This is a genomic window from Gordonia sp. IITR100 (assembly GCF_002009645.1).
In the GTDB taxonomy this organism is placed as follows: domain Bacteria; phylum Actinomycetota; class Actinomycetes; order Mycobacteriales; family Mycobacteriaceae; genus Gordonia; species Gordonia hongkongensis.
The window spans coordinates 355,768-375,194 of the sequence record NZ_MVKV01000001.1 but is presented as its reverse complement, the minus strand read 5'-3'; the positions used below and the strand labels follow the sequence as shown (position 1 = coordinate 375,194).

Annotated in this window: 20 protein-coding genes; 12 read left to right on the top strand and 8 right to left on the bottom strand. The window is 68.7% G+C overall.

Going from position 1 to position 19,427, the window contains the following annotated elements; all coding sequences use genetic code 11:
• Positions 1–50: 50 nt before the first annotated feature.
• Positions 51–2,498, bottom strand: coding sequence for a penicillin-binding protein (locus B1818_RS01830; protein WP_078111785.1), 2,448 nt, complete (start codon positions 2,496–2,498; stop codon positions 51–53).
• A gap of 320 nt (positions 2,499–2,818) precedes the next feature.
• On the opposite strand from B1818_RS01830, the gene B1818_RS01820 reads away from it, so the two are divergent.
• Complete coding sequence (locus B1818_RS01820) at positions 2,819–3,127, top strand: WhiB family transcriptional regulator (RefSeq protein WP_004022078.1); 309 nt, start codon at positions 2,819–2,821, stop codon at positions 3,125–3,127.
• A 263-nt stretch (positions 3,128–3,390) separates the two neighbouring features.
• Here B1818_RS01820 and B1818_RS01815 read toward each other — a convergent pair whose 3' ends face one another.
• Together B1818_RS01815 and B1818_RS01810 are read right to left on the bottom strand one after the other, a co-directional pair.
• Positions 3,391–4,485, bottom strand: coding sequence for an ArsA family ATPase (locus B1818_RS01815; RefSeq protein ID WP_078111784.1), 1,095 nt, complete (start codon positions 4,483–4,485; stop codon positions 3,391–3,393).
• Entirely contained in the window at positions 4,485–5,555 is a 1,071-nt protein-coding gene (locus B1818_RS01810) for an ArsA-related P-loop ATPase (RefSeq protein WP_078111783.1), read from the bottom strand. Before B1818_RS01810 ends, B1818_RS01815 begins: the two co-directional genes overlap by 1 nt.
• A 43-nt stretch (positions 5,556–5,598) precedes the next feature.
• Here B1818_RS01810 and B1818_RS23875 point away from each other — a divergent pair, with 43 nt between their 5' ends.
• The 7 genes from B1818_RS23875 (at position 5,599) to B1818_RS01780 (ending at position 10,715) form a co-directional block, all read left to right on the top strand.
• On the top strand, positions 5,599–5,763 hold the full coding sequence (locus B1818_RS23875) for a DUF4177 domain-containing protein (RefSeq protein ID WP_004022081.1): 165 nt from the start codon (positions 5,599–5,601) through the stop codon (positions 5,761–5,763).
• Positions 5,764–5,765: 2 nt separating this feature from the next.
• The gene (locus tag B1818_RS01805; RefSeq protein WP_058251083.1) at positions 5,766–6,239 is read left to right on the top strand and encodes a RidA family protein; all 474 of its coding nucleotides are present in this window, start codon (positions 5,766–5,768) and stop codon (positions 6,237–6,239) included.
• A gap of 8 nt (positions 6,240–6,247) precedes the next feature.
• Positions 6,248–7,009, top strand: a complete 762-nt coding sequence (locus B1818_RS01800) for a TSUP family transporter (protein WP_065630674.1) — start codon at positions 6,248–6,250, stop codon at positions 7,007–7,009.
• A gap of 59 nt (positions 7,010–7,068) precedes the next feature.
• Complete coding sequence (locus B1818_RS01795) at positions 7,069–8,319, top strand: MFS transporter (protein WP_078111782.1); 1,251 nt, start codon at positions 7,069–7,071, stop codon at positions 8,317–8,319.
• Positions 8,320–8,359: 40 nt separating this feature from the next.
• A complete protein-coding gene (locus B1818_RS01790; RefSeq protein ID WP_058251086.1) occupies positions 8,360–8,596 on the top strand; it encodes a hypothetical protein in 237 nt (78 codons plus the stop codon).
• A gap of 77 nt (positions 8,597–8,673) precedes the next feature.
• Positions 8,674–9,816, top strand: a complete 1,143-nt coding sequence (locus B1818_RS01785; protein WP_058251087.1) for a flotillin family protein — start codon at positions 8,674–8,676, stop codon at positions 9,814–9,816.
• Positions 9,817–9,893: 77 nt separating this feature from the next.
• A complete protein-coding gene (locus B1818_RS01780; RefSeq protein ID WP_078111781.1) occupies positions 9,894–10,715 on the top strand; it encodes an MBL fold metallo-hydrolase in 822 nt (273 codons plus the stop codon).
• Positions 10,716–10,780: 65 nt separating this feature from the next.
• On the opposite strand, the gene B1818_RS01775 is transcribed toward B1818_RS01780, so the two are convergent.
• Positions 10,781–11,455, bottom strand: a complete 675-nt coding sequence (locus tag B1818_RS01775) for a Crp/Fnr family transcriptional regulator (protein ID WP_004022089.1) — start codon at positions 11,453–11,455, stop codon at positions 10,781–10,783.
• A 179-nt stretch (positions 11,456–11,634) separates the two neighbouring features.
• Positions 11,635–11,898 carry a hypothetical protein gene (locus B1818_RS01770; RefSeq protein ID WP_058251089.1) on the bottom strand — a complete coding sequence of 88 codons (264 nt, stop codon included), beginning with the start codon at positions 11,896–11,898 and terminating at the stop codon, positions 11,635–11,637.
• A gap of 333 nt (positions 11,899–12,231) precedes the next feature.
• On the opposite strand from B1818_RS01770, the gene nth reads away from it, so the two are divergent.
• The 4 genes from nth (at position 12,232) to B1818_RS01750 (ending at position 15,645) form a co-directional block, all read left to right on the top strand.
• Positions 12,232–12,921, top strand: a complete 690-nt coding sequence (gene nth / locus B1818_RS01765; protein WP_226514344.1) for an endonuclease III — start codon at positions 12,232–12,234, stop codon at positions 12,919–12,921.
• Positions 12,922–13,001: 80 nt separating this feature from the next.
• Positions 13,002–13,622: a TlpA disulfide reductase family protein gene (locus B1818_RS01760; RefSeq protein WP_240199209.1), complete on the top strand. Its 621-nt coding sequence runs from the start codon at positions 13,002–13,004 to the stop codon at positions 13,620–13,622.
• Positions 13,619–14,455 carry a CoA pyrophosphatase gene (locus tag B1818_RS01755; protein ID WP_078111778.1) on the top strand — a complete coding sequence of 279 codons (837 nt, stop codon included), beginning with the start codon at positions 13,619–13,621 and terminating at the stop codon, positions 14,453–14,455. Before B1818_RS01760 ends, B1818_RS01755 begins: the two co-directional genes overlap by 4 nt.
• Positions 14,452–15,645 carry a MarP family serine protease gene (locus B1818_RS01750; RefSeq protein ID WP_078111777.1) on the top strand — a complete coding sequence of 398 codons (1,194 nt, stop codon included), beginning with the start codon at positions 14,452–14,454 and terminating at the stop codon, positions 15,643–15,645. The genes B1818_RS01755 and B1818_RS01750 overlap by 4 nt, the downstream gene beginning before the upstream one ends.
• On the opposite strand, the gene B1818_RS01745 is transcribed toward B1818_RS01750, so the two are convergent.
• The 3 genes from B1818_RS01745 to acs form a co-directional block, all read right to left on the bottom strand.
• On the bottom strand, positions 15,560–16,624 hold the full coding sequence (locus tag B1818_RS01745) for an alpha/beta fold hydrolase (RefSeq protein ID WP_078111776.1): 1,065 nt from the start codon (positions 16,622–16,624) through the stop codon (positions 15,560–15,562). The two genes, B1818_RS01750 and B1818_RS01745, sit on opposite strands and share 86 nt — an antisense overlap.
• 3 nt (positions 16,625–16,627) lie before the next feature.
• Positions 16,628–17,137 carry a phage holin family protein gene (locus tag B1818_RS01740; protein ID WP_058251095.1) on the bottom strand — a complete coding sequence of 170 codons (510 nt, stop codon included), beginning with the start codon at positions 17,135–17,137 and terminating at the stop codon, positions 16,628–16,630.
• Positions 17,138–17,305: 168 nt separating this feature from the next.
• On the bottom strand, positions 17,306–19,246 hold the full coding sequence (gene acs / locus B1818_RS01735) for an acetate--CoA ligase (RefSeq protein WP_058251096.1): 1,941 nt from the start codon (positions 19,244–19,246) through the stop codon (positions 17,306–17,308).
• Positions 19,247–19,427 lie beyond the last annotated feature (181 nt).

Here is a 19,427-nt window from a genome sequence, read left to right as displayed (position 1 = left end):
CCCCGGTTTCGTGAGCAGCGCGGGCGGGGCGTCGATTGTCTGATCGCGGGTCAGCCAGGTAGCTGGATCACCACCGGGCCGACGCCGGGTACCACGACGGTGGTCTCGGTGGGGCCGCCCTCGTCACCGTCGGCGCGGCGGCCGTTGCTGACGTAGATCGTCACGGTGCTGCCGGGCATGGCCGAGTCGGACGGTGCGGTGAAGACCACGGTTCCCTGCGGGCGTCCGCTGTCCACGTCGAGCTCGCTGACCTTGAACCCGGCACCCTGCAGCCGCGATGTGGCCTCGCTGGCGGGTAGGCCGCTGACCTGCGGGATGCGGCCCCGGTCGCTGCCGTTCCAGTATTCGCGGTCGATCGGGGGCAGGTTGACGGGGCCGAACTTCGTCGCCACCGGTTTGACGGCCTGGAACCAGGTGCGCGCCGGTTCCATGCCGCCGTAGAGGTCGCCGTCGTAGCAGGAGCGCAGCGGACTGCTGCAGACGCCCTGCGGGTTCGGGCCGTCGCTGTAGACGTACGCGGCGCCGGCGATCTGGTTGGTGAACCCGACGAACGCCGAGGAGCGGTGCGCTTCCGTGGTGCCGGTCTTACCCGACATCGGCAGCGTCCAGCCCGCGGAGCCGGCCGCACCGGCCGCGGTACCACCACCCACGTCGTCCTTGCTCATGGCGTTGGCGAGGGTGTGTGCCAGGCCCTCGTCCACGACCTGCTCGCACGGCGGTGGTGTGAACGGCACCGCGGTCAGGGCGCGTTGGCCGTCCGGTCCCATGACCGGGTTGCCGTACTGGTCCCGCTTGATCTGGCTGATCGACTTGATCGGGTTGGGCGGGCACCAGGTGCCACCCGACGCGATGGTGGCGGCGACGTTGGCGAGCTCGAGGCCGTTGAGCGGCAGCGGGCCGAGGGTGAAGGAGCCGAAGTTCCCGTCCTTGACGTACTGGGCCATGCTCTTCTCGCCGTAACCCGACGACCCGGGGATGGTGTACGAACGCAGGCCCAGGCGGACGGCCATGTCCACCGCCGGCTTGACGCCGACCTGCTGCAGCAGCTTCACGAACGCGGTGTTCGGCGACTGGGCCAGGGCGTTCGTCACCGACATCGACGCCGGGTAGCGGCCGTCGTTCTTGACGCAGTACGCATTGGCCGGACATCCGTTGGCCCCGCCGCTGTTGCCCATGCCCTCGACGGCGATGGACCCGGGGACGGGGATGTTCGAGCCGGCGCCGAGACCCTTCTCCATCGCGGCGGCGACGGTGAAGATCTTGAACACCGAGCCGGCACCGTCGCCGACCATCGAGAAGGGTTGTGGCTGCATCGTCTCGCCGCGGTTGAGATCGAGACCGTAGTCGCGGCTCGACGCCATCGAGAGCACGTCGTGCGATTTCTTGCCCGGACGCAGGGTGCTCATCACGTCGGCGACGCCGTCGGCGGTCGGGCTCGCCTGACTCTTCACCGCCCGCACCGTGGACCGCTGGACCTCGGGGTCGAGCGTGGTCTGGATGATGTAGCCGCCGCGCAGGACCGAATTGCGGGACATGCCGTTCTCTGCCAGGAACTGCAGGGCGTAGTCGCAGAAGAAGCCGTTGTTGTCGGCCGCGATGCAGCCCTGGGTCGGGGTCCGCGGACTCGGGAGCACGCCCAGGGGCGCCTCCTTGGCCGCGACGAGCTCGGCGCGTCGTTCCGGGAAGTTGTCGATCATCGTGTCCAGCACGACGTTCCGGCGCGCGAGGGAGGCCTCGGGGTTCGAGTACGGATTCAGCGCGGAGCTGGACTGCACCATGCCGGCCAGCAACGCGGCCTGCTCGACCCGCAGGTCCTTGGCGGGGATGCCGAAGTAGGTCTGCGCGGCGGCCTCGATGCCGTAGGCGTTGTTGCCGAACGGGACGACGTTCAGGTACCGCGTGACGATCTGCTTCTTCGCCTCCTGCTTGGCGGCGGCGTCGTCGAGTCCCTTGTCGCGTTTGGCCTGGTCGATCAGGGTCTGCTCGAGGGTGAGCGCCATGCGCACCTCGCGGAGCTTGCGCGCGGGCGTGGTCTCGATCGCGGCCTGGCGGTCCGCCTCGGTCCGTGCGAGCACCAGGAGCTGATAGTTCTTGATGTACTGCTGGTCGAGCGTCGACGCTCCCTGCTGGACCTCGCCCGACGACGAGTTCTTCAGCGCGGCACGGATGGTGCCCTTCCAGTCGACGCCGTCGTGTTCGAGGAACCGGCGGTCCTCGACGGAGATGATCGCCCGGATCATATCGGGCGAGATGTCGTTGTAGCCGACCTGATATCGGTACTGGTCGAACAGCACCGCAATCGGCTTCCCGTCGACGTCGGTCATCGTGGTGACCTCCGGCAACGTGCCGTTGAGCAGTTCGGAGGACACGTTCTCTACAGCGGCCGCCGCCCGGTTGGAGACGACGCCGATTCCGCTGGCCACGGGGTACAGCAGGCCGGCGACGAGAACTCCGGCCAGCAGGCTCGCCCACGCCAGCGACCACAGTTTCTTCGACATCACCCCGACAGGATACGTGCGTTGGTTCCGAACATCGTCCTGCCTCGCCCGCGGCATCGGCGCAGCTTGGCCCCGAGCCGACGGTCGGGGGGCTGGTGGATCGCCGGTGTATGCGCCGGAAACCGCCGCCCGCGAGCCGTCCGTTCGGATGAGTTTGCACGGTTGTCCCACTTTGTCGGCTCCAGGGGTTGCGCCCCCAAGCACAGATCCCTAGATTGAGTGCAGAATGTGACTCACTTAACAGTTCGCTGCAAATGTGGCTTGAGCAGCGAGTTGAGACGTTCTCGCAGCTACGCAGATACGACAGGTAGGGGTGGCGGATGGCGACAGCGGCAGTTTCCAACGAAGAGGATCGCTTGGCGTGGGTTGCTCAGGCGCGTTGTCGAGGGGGAGACCCCGATGATCTGTTCGTGCGGGGTGCGGCCCAGCGCAAGGCCGCCACGATCTGCCGCCACTGCCCGGTGCAGCTCGAATGCGGTGCCGATGCACTCGACAACCGCGTGGAGTTCGGCGTCTGGGGCGGACTGACCGAACGTCAGCGTCGCGCACTTCTCCGCCAGCATCCCGAGGTCACGTCCTGGTCGGCGTTCTTCGCCGCGCAGCGCCGGCGGCACCGCGACGCCGTCTGACCTCTTCTCCCCTGAGCCGTGTCGAGTGGTTTCGACACGGCTCGTCGCACGCTCCTCGCCTGCTCAACCAGCGGGGGACGGCTCGTCGCACGCTCCTCGCCTGCTCAACCAGCGGGGGACGGCTCGTCGCACGCTCTTCGCCTGCTCAACCAGCAGGGGGCGGTCTCGGCGCACGCCTCGCCTGCTCAACCAGCGGGGGGAACGGTTCGTCGCACGCTCCTCGCCTTCTCGACCAGCGGGGGACGGCTCGTCGCGCTCGGTGATCAGCCGCGGCCGGTGATCTGCTCGGCCACCGCGCGCAGGGCGGTCACGTCGGCCACCTCGAACGGCAGCGCCGGCACCCCGACGATCGGCACCCGCGGGTGCGACGCCGTGAACCGTTGCAGCAGATGGAGTTCGCGCTTCCCGGTGGCGGCCCGATCCGCGTGAATCCGGAGTACACCGCGAGCCAGTTCGTCGGTGACCGACTCGAGGGCGACCAGCGCCGCCTCCTCGTGGATCGACGTCAGGTTCGGGTGGGTCCGGTTGAGGATCAGTCCGGCCAGCGGCATCGACTCCTCGGACAGGCGGTCGACGAAGAACGCGGCCTCCCGCAGGGCATCGGCCTCGGCCGCGGCCACGACAGCGAACTGGGTGCCCGGTTGTTTCAACAGGGCATAGGTCTTCGCGGCGCGATCCTGGAAGCCGCCGAACATCGAGTCCAGTGACTGCACGAAGGTCGCCACGTCGCGGAGCATCTCGCCGCCGATGATCGTCGAGACACCACGCATGGCCAGGCTCATCGCGCCGGTCACCATCCGGCCGACGCCGCGACCGCCGCCGACCAGCACCTTCATCAGACGCCCGGACAGGAACGACCCCAACCGCTGCGGGGCGTCGAGGAAGTCCAGTGCGTTGCGCGACGGCGGGGTGTCGACGACGATCAGGTCCCAGTGGTCCTGCTCGAGGAGCTTGCCGAGCTTCTCCATCGCCATGTACTCCTGCGTCCCGGAGAACGACGAGGCGACCGTCTGATAGAAGGCGTTCTGCATGATCGCCTCGGCGCGTTCGGGAGTGGAGTACTCGAGCACCATCTCGTCGAAGGTGCGTCGCATGTCGAGCATCATCGCGTCGAGCGTGCCCTTGCCGTCGATCGAGACCGGCTGCGGGTCGTTGGTGAGTTCGGACATCCCGAGCGACTGCGCCAGGCGCCGGGCCGGGTCGATCGTCAGCACGGCCACGGTCCGGCCCTGTTCGGCGGCGTACATCGCCATCGCGGCAGCCGTCGTCGTCTTGCCGACTCCGCCTGCGCCGCAACAGATCACGACGCGGGTCGCGGGGTCGGTGAGCACCGCGCCCATCTTGAGGTCGAGTGGCATCACGCACCCGCTTTCTGGAGGAGGTCGGCCAGCTCGTAGATCGACCCCAGGTCGACGCCGTCACCGAGGGACGGCAGTTCGAGTGTCGGCATCTCCACCTCGTCGAGCTGCGCCTTGGCGATCTGCTGCGCCTGCAGGCGGGTCGCGTGCTCGATGGTCTCGGTGAGCAGGCCGGCCAGGTCGCCGTCGGCGAGCTTGAGTCCGGCGGCGGTGAGGCCGTCCTCGACACGCCCTGCGTCGACCCGACCTTCGGCGATCTCGTCGATCACCTCGGCGGGCAGATGGGGCTCGCTGACGCGGTTGATGACGAGACTGCCGAGGTTGAGGTTCTTGCCCCGCAGTTCGTCGATCGCCTCGATCGTCTCCTGGATCGGCATCGCCTCGAGGAGCGTCACCAGGTGGATGATCGTCTCCTCCGAGTGGAGCAGGCGGACGACACCTTCGCTCTGGTTGCGGATCGGGCCGGTCTTGGCGAGGTCGGCCATGGCCTGGGTGACGTCGAGGAAATTGCCGATCCGGCCGGTCGGCGGCGCGTCGACGACCACCGCGTCGTACACGCGGTTGCCCTGCTTGTCGGTGTGGATGATGCGCTCTTTGATCTTGCCGGTGAGCAGGACGTCGCGGAGTCCGGGAGCGACGGTCGTCACGAAGTCGATCGCGCCGATCCGCTTCATCGCGCGGCCGGCGAAGCCGAGGTTGTAGAACATGTCGAGGTATTCGAGAAGGGCGTGCTCGATGTCGATGGCGAGCGCGGACACCTCGCCGCCGCCCTCGGCGGTCGCGATGCGGGTGTCGGTGGGTGGCAGCGGCGGGATGTCGAAGACCTGCGCGATGCCCTGGCGACCCTCGGTCTCGACGAGGAGGACTTTCTTGCCATCGGCGGCGAGCGCGAGTGCGAGCGCCGCCGCGATCGTGGTCTTGCCGGTGCCGCCCTTGCCCGTCACGAAGTGCAGGCGTGCGCGCGCGGCGGCCGCCGGCCACTCGTTGTCGCGCGCGACGGAGGAGTTGTCTGTCACGCCGGAATCGAGCGCCTCACCCGACCCGGATCGTGAGCCCTGTTCGTTGGCCACCGCAACACCTTATCCATTGACCGTCGCCAGATAGGGTGAGTCCATGAGTGAAGTGACCGCGTGGGAATACGTGACCGTGCCGCTGCTGACGCACGCCACGAAGCAGATCCTCGATCAGTGGGGCGCAGACGGTTGGGAACTGGTTTCGGTTCTGCCCGGTCCCACCGGCGAGCAGCACGTCGCTTACCTGAAGCGACCGAAGGGCTGACCATGGCGACCACGTGGACCGATCGTCTGGCCGAACTGGGCATCGAACTCCCGTCGGTGGTGCCACCGGTTGCGAGCTACACCCCGGCCGTGCGCACCGGCAACCTCGTCTACACCTCGGGACAGCTGCCCATCGTCGACGGCGAACTGTCGGCGCGGGGCAAGGTCCATGAGGGCGCCGAAGGCGTCGTTCGGCCGGATGAGGCGACTGCGGCAGCTCGGGTCTGTGCGCTCAATGCCCTCGCCGCGATCCACGCGCTGGTCGGGATCGACTCGGTCGTCCGGGTGGTCAAGGTCGTGGGGTTCGTCTCGTCCGCACCGGGTTTCACCGGGCAGCCGGCGGTGATCAACGGGGCGTCGGACGTCCTCGGTGAGATCTTCGGCGACGCCGGCGTGCACGCCCGGTCCGCTGTCGGGGTCGCCGAACTCCCGCTCGGTGCGCCGGTCGAGGTGGAACTGATCGTCGAAGTGGCCTGACGTCTCCGTTGGACGTCGCGCTGCTGATCGCGGCGGCCGCCGCGGCCGGGTGGGTCGACGCCGTGGTCGGCGGCGGTGGCCTCGTGCTGATCCCGGCGATGCTGATCGCCCAGCCGGGGTTGCCGATCGCGACGGCCCTGGGGACCAACAAGCTGGCAGCGGTCTTCGGGACCGCGTCGGCGGCGTGGCGCTATGTGCGGCACGTCCGGATCGATCTTCGTCGCCTGATCCCGGTGTTCGTTGCGGCGCTCGTCTTCTCGGCCCTCGGCGCGACGGTGGCCGTCGTCCTGCCCACCGAGATCTTCACGCCGATCGTGCTGGTCATGCTGGTCGGCGTCGGACTGTTCGTCGCGCTCAATCCCGGCTTCGGGACCGACGCGTCGACGGGACCGCGCTCGCGCGTCTCGACGATCGCGGGCCTCGTGCTGGCCGGTGTCGTCGTGGCCTTCTACGACGGGGTGATGGGTCCCGGGACCGGTACCTTCCTCATCATCAGCCTGACCGCGCTGGTCGGGACGAGTTTCCTGGAGAGCTCGGCGATGGCGAAGGTCATCAACACCGGTACCAACCTCGGCGCCCTCACGGTCTTCGGCCTGCAGGGAAATGTGCTGTGGCTCTTGGGTCTCGGCCTGGCCGTCGCCAACATCGTCGGCGCCCAGATCGGCTCGCACATGGCGATCGGCCGCGGCAGTTCGTTCGTGCGGTGGGTCCTGCTGGCCGTCGTCGTCGTGATGGTGGGGAAGCTCGGGTACGACCTGATCGTCGGCTGACACCGCGCCGGGGTGCGATCCGACTTGGCGGGCGCCGGGTCAACGTCGATGCTGATCGGGTGAACATCGACGCCGCCTCCAGTCGCCTCGCTCTGCAACGGCGGACCATCGTCCTGCTGGGCACAGCCCAGATCCTGGCCGGCCTGTCGATGGGCGGAGCGCTGGCGCTCGGGGCGATCCTCGGTGAGGAACTGTCGGGAACGGCGTCCCTGGCCGGGATACCGACGACCGTGGTCACGCTGGGGGCTGCGGCCGCCGGTCTCCCGTTGGCGTCCCTGGCCGCCGGACGCGGGCGGCGTCCCGCGTTGACCACGGGCCTGGTGATCGCCGGGGCCGGTTCGCTGGTCGTGGCCGCCGCCGTCGATCGCGGCTGGTTCGCGTTGATGCTCGTCGGGATGGCCGGGGTGGGGTCGGGCACCGCGGTGAGCCTGCAGGCACGTTTCGCGGCAACGGATCTGTCGTCGGCCGGCACTCGTGGCCGCGACCTCTCGCTCGTGGTGTGGACGACGATGGTCGGCGCGGTGATCGGGCCGGCGGTGGTCCCGATCGGTGCCACCGTCGCCGGGTGGTTCGCGATGGCCGATCTGTCGGGTCCGTTCCTCGTGGGTGCGGTCGGGTGCCTCGGGGCGGCGGCCGTGCTGTTCGTCGGCCTCCGCCCCGACCCGCTGGTCGTGGCGACCGGCGACACGGACGGGGGACGTGTCAAAGTGTCGCTGGCCGAGGGGCTTTCGGCGATCACGCACTCGCCGCCGGCGCGGGCCGCGATGGCCGCGGTGGTGTCGGCGCACGCGGTCATGGTCGGGGTGATGGCGCTGACGCCGGTCCACATGCATCACGGGGGCGCCTCGGTGACGCTGGTCGGCCTGTCGATCAGCGCGCACATCGCCGGGATGTACGCGCTCGCACCGGTGATGGGCCTGCTCGCCGACCGGACCGGCCGGATCCCGGTGATCCTCGGCGGTCAGGCGACACTCGTCGTCAGCTGCGTCGTCGGATTCGTCTTCGCGGAATCGCAGACGGGTCTCGTCGTCGCGCTGGTCCTGCTCGGCGTGGGATGGTCGGCGTCGACGGTGGCGGCCTCCACGCTCCTCACCGACAGTGTCGAGACCGCGCGACGCGCACCGGCGCAGGGGGTTTCGGACACCGCGATGAGTCTGGCCGGCGCGGCCGCGGGCGCGCTCTCCGGACTCGTCGTCGGGGCCTTCGGCTACGGGGTGCTGGTGCTCGGCGCCGCCGTGATCGCGGTGCTCACGGCGGCCTACGTGGTGCTCGACGGTGTCCGCGACCGACGACGGACCGCCATGGCCTAGGGTTCGACACACGGATCGGGGACACTGGGGAGGCCGTCGGATGGCAGCATCGCAACTCGTCGGGCGTACCGGGACGGTGACGATGTCGATACCGGGCGGCGAACTCCTCGGGGAGATCGAACTGCCGTTGGCCGGCGGAACCGAGCGGTTCCTCGCCCGCGCCGCCGCACCGATCGGGCTCGACGCGCCCGTTCTGGTCATCGCCGAACGTTCCGGCCGAGTCGTCGATGTCGAGCCATGGGTACCGGTCCCCGGCACGGCGAACCGAACCATGTGAACAACCGATCGTCGAAAGGTCCCGGATGCGGCAGGATCTGACGTCGACACATATCGCCTGCCGCTCGAGGAGAGACCATGCTCGGCTACTACGTTCCCGAACCCGATGAGGCGATGCTGATCTCCGGCGCCAAGTCCGACTTCGACGATGCGCCATTCGTGGTCGTCGTCGGGCACGGGAAGTGGGTCATGCCCTTCTTCCGGAAGGTCCGTTTCCTGTCGATGGCGTTGCACGAGGCGACTATCCGAGAGGTCTGTGTGACGACCCAGGGCATCCAACTCAACGTGCGGGCGGTCATCGCCCACAAGGTCGGCAATGACGTGGCGTCGATCGTCAACGCCGGACAGCGCTTCATCTCCGAGCAGGAGAACGAGATGAATCAACTGACCGGACAGATCTTCTCGGGTCACCTGCGTTCCATCGTGGGCTCGATGACCGTCGAGCAGATCATTCGCGAGCGCGACACCCTGGCCCGTCAGGTGCTCGACGCGTCCAAGCGTGAGATGGGATCGATCGGTCTCGTCGTCGACTCGTTCCAGATCCAGTCGATCGACGACATGGATTCCGGTTACATCAACGCGCTGGCTGCCCCGAACATCGCCAAGGTGCAGCGCGAGGCGGCGGTCGAACGTGCTCGCGCCGACCAGGAGTCGGCGAAGGCGCAGCAGGAGTCGCTGCGGAACCAGGCCGACTACGAGCGGGAGACCGCGATCAAGCGGGCTGCGATCAAGGCCGAGACCGACAAGGCCAATGCCGAAGCCGCCCAGGCCGGTCCGCTCGCGCAGGCGCGGGTCAACCAGGAGGTCATCCGCGAACAGTCCGTGCTCGCGCAGGCGCAGGCCGAACTGCGTGAGCAGGAGCTGATCTCCGAAGTGGTGAAACCGGCCGAGGCCGAGGCGTTACGACGACAGATCATCGCCGAGGCGGAGGCCAAGGCGGTCGAGATCCAGTCGGCGGCCGCCGCACAGCACAACCGCATCGCCCTCGATCAGCAGCTCATCGAGGCCCTGCCCACGCTTGTCGGCGAGGTCGCCAAGGGCCTCAGCACCGCGAACCTCACCGTGTACAACGGGGCCGAGGGCGTCAACGAGATCATGACCGGTGTGATCACCCAGGGCGCCGCGCTGCTGCGCAGCCTGCAGGATCAGGTGGCGCCCACGGTGGTGGACGGGTCGGCCGGCGAGCAGTCCGTGAACGGTGCAACGGTCGGCGGGGTCTGACCCGGGGATCGACTCGGCATGGTCGGATCGTCGGGCTTCGCCCGGTTCCTCGCACCGAGTGGATAGGCTCGGGGACCATGAGCTCACCGAACGACGCCGCACCCACGCACCCTGCCTACGGGGTGCTGCGGGAAGTGACCCCCTTCGCGTCGGTCCTGCTGTGCGACAACTCCGGGATGATGGAACTCGACGGCACGAACACCTACGTGCTGCGCGCTCCCGGCAGTGAGGAATGCGTGGTCGTCGACCCGGGACCGCCGAAGTACAAACACCACGCCCGGCGCCTCGCCGAATTGCCCGGGGTCGCACTGGTCTTGGTGACCCACCGGCACTTCGACCACACCGGCGGGGTGTCGCGCCTGCACAAGCGCACGGGTGCGCCGGTACGCGCTCGGTTGGAGAAGCACTGCCGCAACGGGGCGCCACTGCGGGACCGTGAGGTGATCGAGGCCGCGGGTCTGCGGATCACGGTGCTGTTCACCCCGGGACACACGGGGGATTCCGTCAGCTTCCTCGTCGAACACGACGGACAACGTGCGGTCCTGACCGGCGACACGATCCTCGGGAGTGGCACGACCGTGCTCGATCCCGCCGACGGCGGGTTGCGCGACTATCTGAACTCGCTGAACCGTCTGATCGTCGAAGGGGAAGGAGCGGCACTGCTCCCGGCGCACGGTCCGGACCATCCCGATCTGGGCCCCGTCGCGCGGTACTACAAGGCGCATCGCGAGGAGCGGATCGACCAGATCGTCGCCGCTCTGGACACGATGGGTGTCTCGGCCCGCGACGCGAAGCCGATGAAGGTGGTGCGAAAGGTGTACTCCGACGTCGACAAGAAGCTGTGGCCCGCCGCGCGGATGTCGGTGAAGGCACAGTTGGAGTATTTGCGCGAAGCCTGACCCTTCGAGGGAAGAGCAAAGCCGCCCGCTCCCGGAGGACCGAGCGGCTTCGTGGTGAACTCGAGTCAGCGCGCGCGGCGCGCGAGACGCTCCGAGTCGGCGATGAGCACGCTCTTGCCCTCGAGGCGCAGCCATCCGCGCTGGGCGAAGTCGGCGAGCGCCTTGTTGACGGTCTCGCGCGACGCGCCGACGAGCTGGGCGATCTCTTCCTGGGTCAGGTCGTGGGTGACGCGCAGCGCGCCGCCCTCCTGGGTGCCGAAGCGCTGCGCAAGCTGCAGGAGCTGCTTGGCGACGCGACCGGGCACGTCGGTGAAGATGAGGTCGGCGAGGTTGTTGTTGGTGCGGCGCAAGCGGCGTGCCAGCACGCGCAGCAGCTGCTCGGCGATCTCCGGACGGTCCTTGATCCACGCCTTCAGCGCGTCACGGTCCATCGACACCGCGCGGACCTCGGTGACCGTCGTCGCCGACGAGGTACGGGGGCCGGGATCGAAGATGGAGAGTTCGCCGAACATGTCGGACGGGCCCATGATCGTCAGCAGGTTCTCGCGTCCGTCGGGCGAGCGTCGGCCGACCTTCACCTTGCCGGACATGATGATGTAGAGCCGATCGCCGGGCTCGCCTTCGTGGAAGATCACGTGTCCGCGAGGGAAGTCGACGGGCTGAAGCTGCTTGGTCAGCGCCGCGACGGCGGAGGGCTCGACGCCCTGGAATATGCCCGCCCGCGCCAGTACTTCTTCCACCTAGGGAACCTTTCTCGAATCTCTCTACAGCCCGCGTCAGATCGCGCCGTTGGCTACGCTACCCCGCGCACAAGCATATGTGTTGGATGGGTCACTGGAAGCTCATTGCGGGTGTGTCCGATTGGCGGAGTGTCGACGCGGTGGTCGGGCGGTACGGAAGCGGGGGCGGCGACGGCCGGTCAGCTGGCCCGCTGCGGCGATTCGGTGTGGCCGGACACCGCTGATTCGTGACGGGTGACCCGTCGGTCGCGGAGTTCGTCGAGCGCGGCCGGCATGCCCTCGCGGGCGAGGGTCTGGACGTTCTGGGCGTCGGCCGAGTCGAGGAAGTCCTCCACCTCATCGCGTGAGACCGCCGAGCGGTCGATCCGGGACTGGACCTTGTCCATGCCCATGGCGAACAACATGAGTACAGCCGGGAACAGCAGCGCCGCGAGACCGTGCATGGGGACAAGTAAACACAATCGACCCGCCCGGAACCGCATCGAGAGGGCCGCCGTCATTGACTTGTTACCTGACCGTAGGTTGCGCGTGAGCACGCCGATGTGGCCGTGACCAGCCCTTCGCCCAGGGCGAACACGCGGTTCTGACCTGCGGTGATGTTCCATTCAGGGGGTGTGTGAGAGTGCTTCGCCCCGTGTCGGGGGCCAGCGGAATCGGGCTTCGCCGTGCGCATCGCTAACCTGAATCAGGTGAGCGCACGCAAGTCTGCGGCCGCGGGACCGACCCCGGCACGCAAGCAGGAGACCCATCTCGGATTGGTCCGGCGCGCTCGGCGGATGAATCGGACCCTCCAGGTCGCCTTCCCGCACGTGTACTGCGAACTCGACTTCACCGACCCGCTCGAGCTCTCGGTGGCGACGATCCTGTCGGCGCAGTGCACCGATGTGCGCGTGAACATGACCACCCCCGCGCTGTTCGCCAGGTATCGGACGGCCGCGGACTATGCCGGGGCGGACCGCACCGAGCTCGAGGAGATGATCCGTCCCACCGGCTTCTACCGGAACAAGGCGAACTCGATCATCGGACTCGGGCAGGCGCTCGTCGAGCGGTTCGACGGGGAGGTCCCGGACAATCTGAAGGATCTGGTGTCGCTGCCCGGGTTCGGGCGCAAGACCGCGAACGTGGTGCTGGGCAACGCCTTCGGTGTGCCAGGCATCACCGTCGACACCCACTTCGGCCGCCTGGTCCGGCGCTGGCAGTGGACCGAGGAGACCGATCCGGTGAAGGTCGAGCACGCCGTCGGCGAGCTGATCGAGCGGCGGGAGTGGACGGATCTGTCGCACCGGGTGATCTTCCACGGCCGACGGGTGTGTCATGCGCGCAAGCCGGCCTGCGGGGTGTGCGTCCTCGCCAAGGACTGTCCGTCGGTGGGCACCGGACCGATGGACAAGGCCGAGGCCGCGGCCCTGGTGAAAGGGCCGGAGACCGAGCATCTCCTCGCGCTGGCCGGGATCGCGGCCCCGTGAGCGAACCAAGCGGGCCGACGTCACCCCGGGGTTCTCGGTTTCCACCTGCCGCGCGGTGGACCGTGGTCTTCGTGGTCGTGATGATCGCGCTGATCGTGGCGATCTGGCCGCGCGGGGACGATCCGTCGCCGATGTCGAGCGCACCGCCCTCGTCGAGTGGAGTCCGCCCGATCGATGCGCCGGTGGACGAGGCGCGTCTGGCGGAGGCGCGCAGCACCGCCGACCTGCCGGACTGCCCGGTCACCGGACTGCCGGAGTCGCCGGACTCCGTCCTCGACGGCGTCGTCGAACCCTGCTTGAGTACCGGAGCGCCCTACGACCTCGGTGCCTCGACGGCCGGCCGACCGCTCGTCATCAACGTCTGGGCGCAGTGGTGCGGTCCGTGCAAGACCGAGCTGCCCTACTTCGAGGAGTTCGCCGCGCGGGCCGGCGACCGGGTCACCGTGCTGGCCCTGCACGCCAAGGAAGGCGGTAGCAACCCGTTCTTCCCGCTGACGCTGCTCACCGAGATCGGAGTCCGCTTGCCGTCCGTGCTCGACCTCGACGGAAAGGTGGCCGCGGCCATCAACGCACCCAGGGTGTTCCCGTCGACCGTCTTCCTTCGACCCGACGGCACGGTCGCCGAGGTCTATCCCGGTGTCTTCGACAGTCCGGAGGAGATCGCCGATTCGGTGGCCGAGCATCTGGGCGTGCGGATATGAGCGGGCGTTCGCGCGCCGACGCGGGACCGCTGGTCCCGCGGGACGAGATCCCGCCGTGGCTGCGGGCGTTGACCGACGATGTCAGCGCCGTCACGACAAGCGTCGACAACCGCGGCGGTGATCGATCGCGCTGGGCGACGATGTTGCCGACCAACTCCCGGTCGGCGGCCGTTCTGATCCTGTTCTCGGGTACGTGGGAGTCGGCCGACGATCATCCCGGCGGGGTGCCGGCCGACGCCGAGGTCCTGCTGACCGAGCGCGCTCCCACACTTCGCCAGCACAGCGGGCAGGTCGCGTTCCCCGGGGGCGCGGCCGATCCCGGCGACGACTTCCCGGTGGGCACCGCGCTGCGCGAGGCGGCGGAGGAGACCGGCCTCGACGCATCCGGGGTGACCATCCTCGCGACCCTGCCGAGCTTTCCCGTGGGGGTGTCGGGCTTCGACGTCGTCCCGGTGATCGGTTACTGGCACCGCCCGAGCGAGGTGCGCGTCGTCGACCAGGGCGAGACCGCGCGCGTGGACCGGATCAATCTGCGCGAGTTGCTGAACCCGGACAACCGGTTCCAGGTCCGCCGCAAGGCGGTCGGCATCGTCTACAAGGGGCCCGCGTTCTTCGTCGACCAGTTGCTCGTCTGGGGATTCACGGGTGGGCTCATCGCCGCCATCAGCGAGGTGTCCGGCTGGGACCGTCCGTGGGACTCCGCCGACGTTCGTTCGCTGGAGAAGATGATCGAGCTCGCCGGGAGCCGGCAGGAATCCGGGTTCGCAGAGCTGTACCCGGACGACCGCGACGTGGTCGACGCCGGTAACGCCGAGTCCGGAGGTGCCCGATGACCGGCTCGACATGGGTCGACATCATCGTGATCGGCATCGCCCTGCTCGCGGCGGCCAGCGGGTACCGGTCGGGTGCGGTCGCCTCGGCCCTGGCGTTCATCGGAGTCGCACTCGGCGCCGTAGCCGGTCTGCTGCTCGCGCCCCGCCTGATCGAGCAGTTCGACGATCTGCAGGTGCGGGTGCTCGCCGGGATTCTGGTGCTGGTCGTGCTCGTGGTCGTCGGCGAGGTGGCCGGCATGGTTCTGGGACGTGCGGCTCGCGGTGGCATCCGGTCGCCCGGGCTGCGCGCCGTCGACAGCGGAGTCGGCTCGCTCCTACAGGTGGTCGCGGTGTTGCTGGCCGCGGGCCTGCTGGCGATCCCGCTGCGCGAGTCCGCCGACCCGGCGATCGCCGGGGCGGTTCGGGACTCGAAGGTGCTCACCGGGGTCGACGCGGTGTCGCCGCAGTGGGTCGACGACATCCCGGACGACTTCAAGGCGCTCCTGGACAGTTCGGGACTCCCGAAGCTCCCGTTCGTCAGCACCCCGTCGACGAACGTCGACCCTCCCGATCAGGCGCTGGCCGAACTGCCGGTGGTGACGCAGGCGCGTCCCAGCGTGGTGAAGATCGAAGGCGTGGCGCCGAGCTGCCGGCAGGCGCTCGAGGGGAGCGGGTTCGTCGTCTCTCCGGAGCGCGTCATGACGAACGCGCACGTGGTCGCGGGCACCGAACGGCTGGAGGTCCAGACCTCGACGGGGGCGCAGCTCCCGGCGCGCGTCGTGCTCTTCGACAGCGAGAACGACGTCGCGGTGCTCGACGTGCCGGGCCTCCGGGCGCCGGCCCTGCGGTTCGCCTCACGCCCCGCGTCGACCGGGGACGACGCCATCGCACTCGGTTTCCCCGAGGCCGGACCGTTCTACGTGAGCCCGCTGCGGGTGCGTGCGGTCTTCGCCCACACCGGTGACGACATCTACCGGACCGGGCAGGTGACCCGTGAGGTCTACGCCGTCCGTGGTCTGATCCGGCAGGGCAATTCGGGTGGGCCGCTGCTGAATTCGGACGGCGAGGTGCTCGGTGTGGTCTTCGGCGCGGCCGAGAATGCCGCCGACGAGACCGGTTTCGTGCTCACCGCCCGTCAGGTGCGCTCCGACTTCGACGAATCCGAGCGACGAAGCGAGCGGGTGAGTACGCAACGCTGCGTCCTCGCCTGACCTCGCGGGCCGATCGGCGCGCGCGGTCAGGCGTGGGTGCGGGTTCGTGGCGTAGGAACTCGAGGATGTGGTCGGTCACCGCGGCCGGTTGTTCTTGATGGACGAAGTGGCCGCTGCCCTCGACCTGCCGATACGTCTGGTGCGCGGCCCATCGGTGACTGTCGGCCATCGCGTCGTCGAGGATGTACGGGTCGTCGCGGCCCCGCAGGGCCAGCACGGGGAGATGCAGCCGCTGGTCCATCAATTCCATGAAGCGGGCGCCGTCGGGTCGGAACTGCGAACGGAACGCCCAGCGCCGGTACTCCAGGCTGCAGTGCGCGACGTTGGGGATCAGCATGGCCGACCGGTTGAGTTCGACGGTGTGCGCGTAGTCGGGTTCACCGCGCCAGGGGGCAGACGACCGTTCCGCGAAGTAGTCGGACACGAAGGCCGCGTCGTCGCGGGTGACCTGCCGTTCACCGAGGCGGGGGATCTGGTTGCGCAGGAACAGAGGTAAGAACTGTGCGCGTTGTGCCTTGTCCCGCAACACGCGTCGACGCAGGGCGCGGGGGTGCGGGGACGCGATGACGACGATCCGGTCGACGACGCGCGGGTGCAGCGTGGCGGTCGCCCAGCAGACCAGGCCGCCGTCGGAGTGTCCGATCAGGGTGGCCCGGGTGTGTCCGAGCGCGCGGACGAGGCCGTTGGTGTCGCCGGCCAGGGTCCAGCCGTCGTAGCCGCGCGGTGGTTTGTCGGTGTCGCCGTAGCCGCGGAGGTCGACGGCGACGGCGCGGAAGCCGGCGTCGGTGAGCGCGGTCAGCTGATGTCGCCAGCTCCACCAGAACTCGCCGAATCCGTGCAGCAGCAGCACCAACGGGCGGTCGTCGGCGGGAACGCCGGCGGGCTGGACGGCGTGGAAACGGACTCCGTTGGCGCGGACGTCGAGATGCTCCCAATCACCCGGGAGACGAACGGTCGAGGGGTCGGGCTCCTCGCTCACGGATCACCCTTCGCGGGCGGGCGGGATTCTCGGGTGCGTGGTGGTGTCGTGCGCCGAGCCGCGGTGGGGCAGGACGGTCGGCAGTTCGTTGACCGTCTCGATCGTCTTCGCGGGTCCGCGCACGCGTTTGAAGAACAGGTATCCGACGAACGCGGCGATCAGGGTGACCGCCACCAGGATGAGGAACACGATGAGGAACGCCAGCCAGCGCCAGACCCACTCGTCGAGCAGTTCGGCGAGGAAGAAAAAGAAGAAGAAGCTCGCGTAGAGCGCCATCACACCGGCGACGATGAGCAGCCCGGTGCCCGCGCCGGCCTTCTTGGCCTCGGTGACCAGCTCGGCCTTGGCCAGCGCGACCTCGGATCGGAACAGGGTGGAGACGCTGGCGGTCGCGTCCTTGACCAGGCTTCCGATCGTCGGCTCGCCGTTGCGGCCGGCGTTGGCGTCGGAGAGCGGGATCGACGGGACGGAGTCCCGGCCCGCGTCGGGCAGGCCGTGCTCGTTGGGGCTCACAGAATCCTCCGTTGTTCGGCTGATGGCCATATGTTGCCATGCGCGGGCGATCCGGGTGGCGAGCCACCCGTCGAATGGAGTGGCGAGCCACCCATCGAATGGCGTGGCGCGAAGACGGGCAGGGCCTGCCGACCTCAGGTCGGCAGGCCCTGGAGAACTCGAACGGCCTCAGGCCTTCTTCGCGCGGATCGCTTCGAAGACCGACGGGTCGACGAGGGTGGAGGTGTCGCCGAGTTCGCGGCCTTCGGCGACGTCCTTGAGCAGACGGCGCATGATCTTGCCCGAGCGTGTCTTGGGCAGTTCGGGCACGACGTTGATCTCGCGGGGTTTGGCGATCGGCGAAATTTCCACCGACACCTGCTGGCGCAGTTCGGCGATCAGCTGGTCCCCGGTGTTCTCCACGCCCTCGCGCAGGATGACGAAGGCGACGATGCCCTGGCCGGTGGTCTCGTCGGCGGCGCCGATGACCGCGGCTTCGGCGACACCGGAGTGCCCGACGAGCGCGGACTCGACCTCGGCGGTGGAGATGCGGTGGCCGGAGACGTTCATGACGTCGTCGACGCGTCCGAGGACCCAGAGTGCGTGGTCCTCGTCGTAGCGGGCGCCGTCGCCGGCGAAGTACCAGCCCTGCTCGGCGAACCGTGACCAGTACGTGTCGCGGAAGCGCTCGTCGTCGCCCCAAATCCCGCGCAGCATCGACGGCCACGGCTGGTCGAGCACGAGATAGCCCTGCTCACCGGCGCCGACGGGGTTGCCCTGGTCGTCGACGATGTTGGCGCTGATGCCGGGCAGGGGCTTCATCGCCGATCCCGGCTTGGTCGCGGTCACGCCCGGCAGCGGCGAGATCATGATGGCGCCGGTCTCGGTCTGCCACCAGGTGTCGACGATGGGCGCGGAGTCGCCGCCGATGACCTCGCGGTACCACTTCCAGGCCTCGGGGTTGATCGGTTCGCCGACGCTGCCGAGCAGCCGGATGCTGGACAGGTCGTGGGCGTCGGGGATCTCCCGTCCCCACTTCATGAAGGTGCGGATCAGGGTCGGCGCGATGTAGTAGATGGTGACGCCGTACTTCTGGATGATCTCGAAGTGGCGGTGCTCGTTGGGGGAGTTGGGGGTTCCCTCGTAGACGACCTCGGTAGCGCCGTTGGAGAGCGGACCGTAGACGAGGTAGGAGTGGCCGGTCACCCAGCCGATGTCGGCGCCACACCAGAAGACATCGCGGCCTTCTTTGTGGTCGAAGACGTAGTGGAACGTGTAGCTGACCTGGGTGAGGTAACCGCCGGAGGAGTGGACGATGCCCTTGGGCTTACCGGTGGTGCCCGAGGTGTAGAGCAGGAAGAGTGGGTGTTCGGCGTCGAAGGCCTCGGCGTCGTGGGTGTCCGACTGTTCGTCGACGGTGTCTTCCCACCACACGTCGCGGCCTTCGACCCAGTTCAGGTCGGGGTCGTGGTTGGTACGACGCACGACGAGGACCTTCTCGACGGATTTCGCGGCGTCGTCGCCGGTGCCGAGCGCCTCGTCGACCTGGGTCTTCAACGGCGCCGGCTGGCCGCGGCGGTACTGCCCGTCGGTGGTGATGACGAGCTTGGCCTCGGCGTCGTCGACGCGGGAGCGCAGCGCTCCGGAGGAGAAGCCGGCGAAGACCACGGAGTGGGTGAGGCCGAGGCGGGCGCAGGCGAGCATCGAGATCAGGGCCTCGGGGACCATCGGCATGTAGATGGCGACGCGATCGCCGGCGACCAGCCCGATGGACGAGAAGTAATTGGCGGCCTTGCTGACCTCGGCGAGCAGCTGGCTGTAGGTGAGGTCGCGGGTGTCGCCGGGTTCACCGACCCAGTGGATGGCGACGCGGTCGCCCTTGCCTGCGGCGACGTGCCGATCCACGCAGTTGACCGCGACGTTGAGCTTGCCTCCGACGAACCACTTGGCGAACGGGGCGTCGGACCAGTCGAGGGTGGTGGTGAACTCGGTGGCCCAGTCCAGCCGCCGGGCCTGCTCGGCCCAGAACTCGAGGCGGTCGGCATCGGCATGGTCATACATCTCGGCGGTGCCGTTGGCCTGGGCGGCGAACTCGTCGGAGGGAGGAAATGCCTGGACGGTGGAGGACATCGGTGACAAGGGCCTTTCGCTGTCGACGGCGGTCACTCAACAGTAGGGTGACCTGGCGTCAGAACGGGCAATCAGTGTGAGCGTAGTCACGTCGCGGTCTAGGGTGGAACCGTCCGGTATGTGAGCGCGGCCGATTGGCGACGAACGGCGGGTGGGCGGCGACGAACGGTCGCGATGCCCT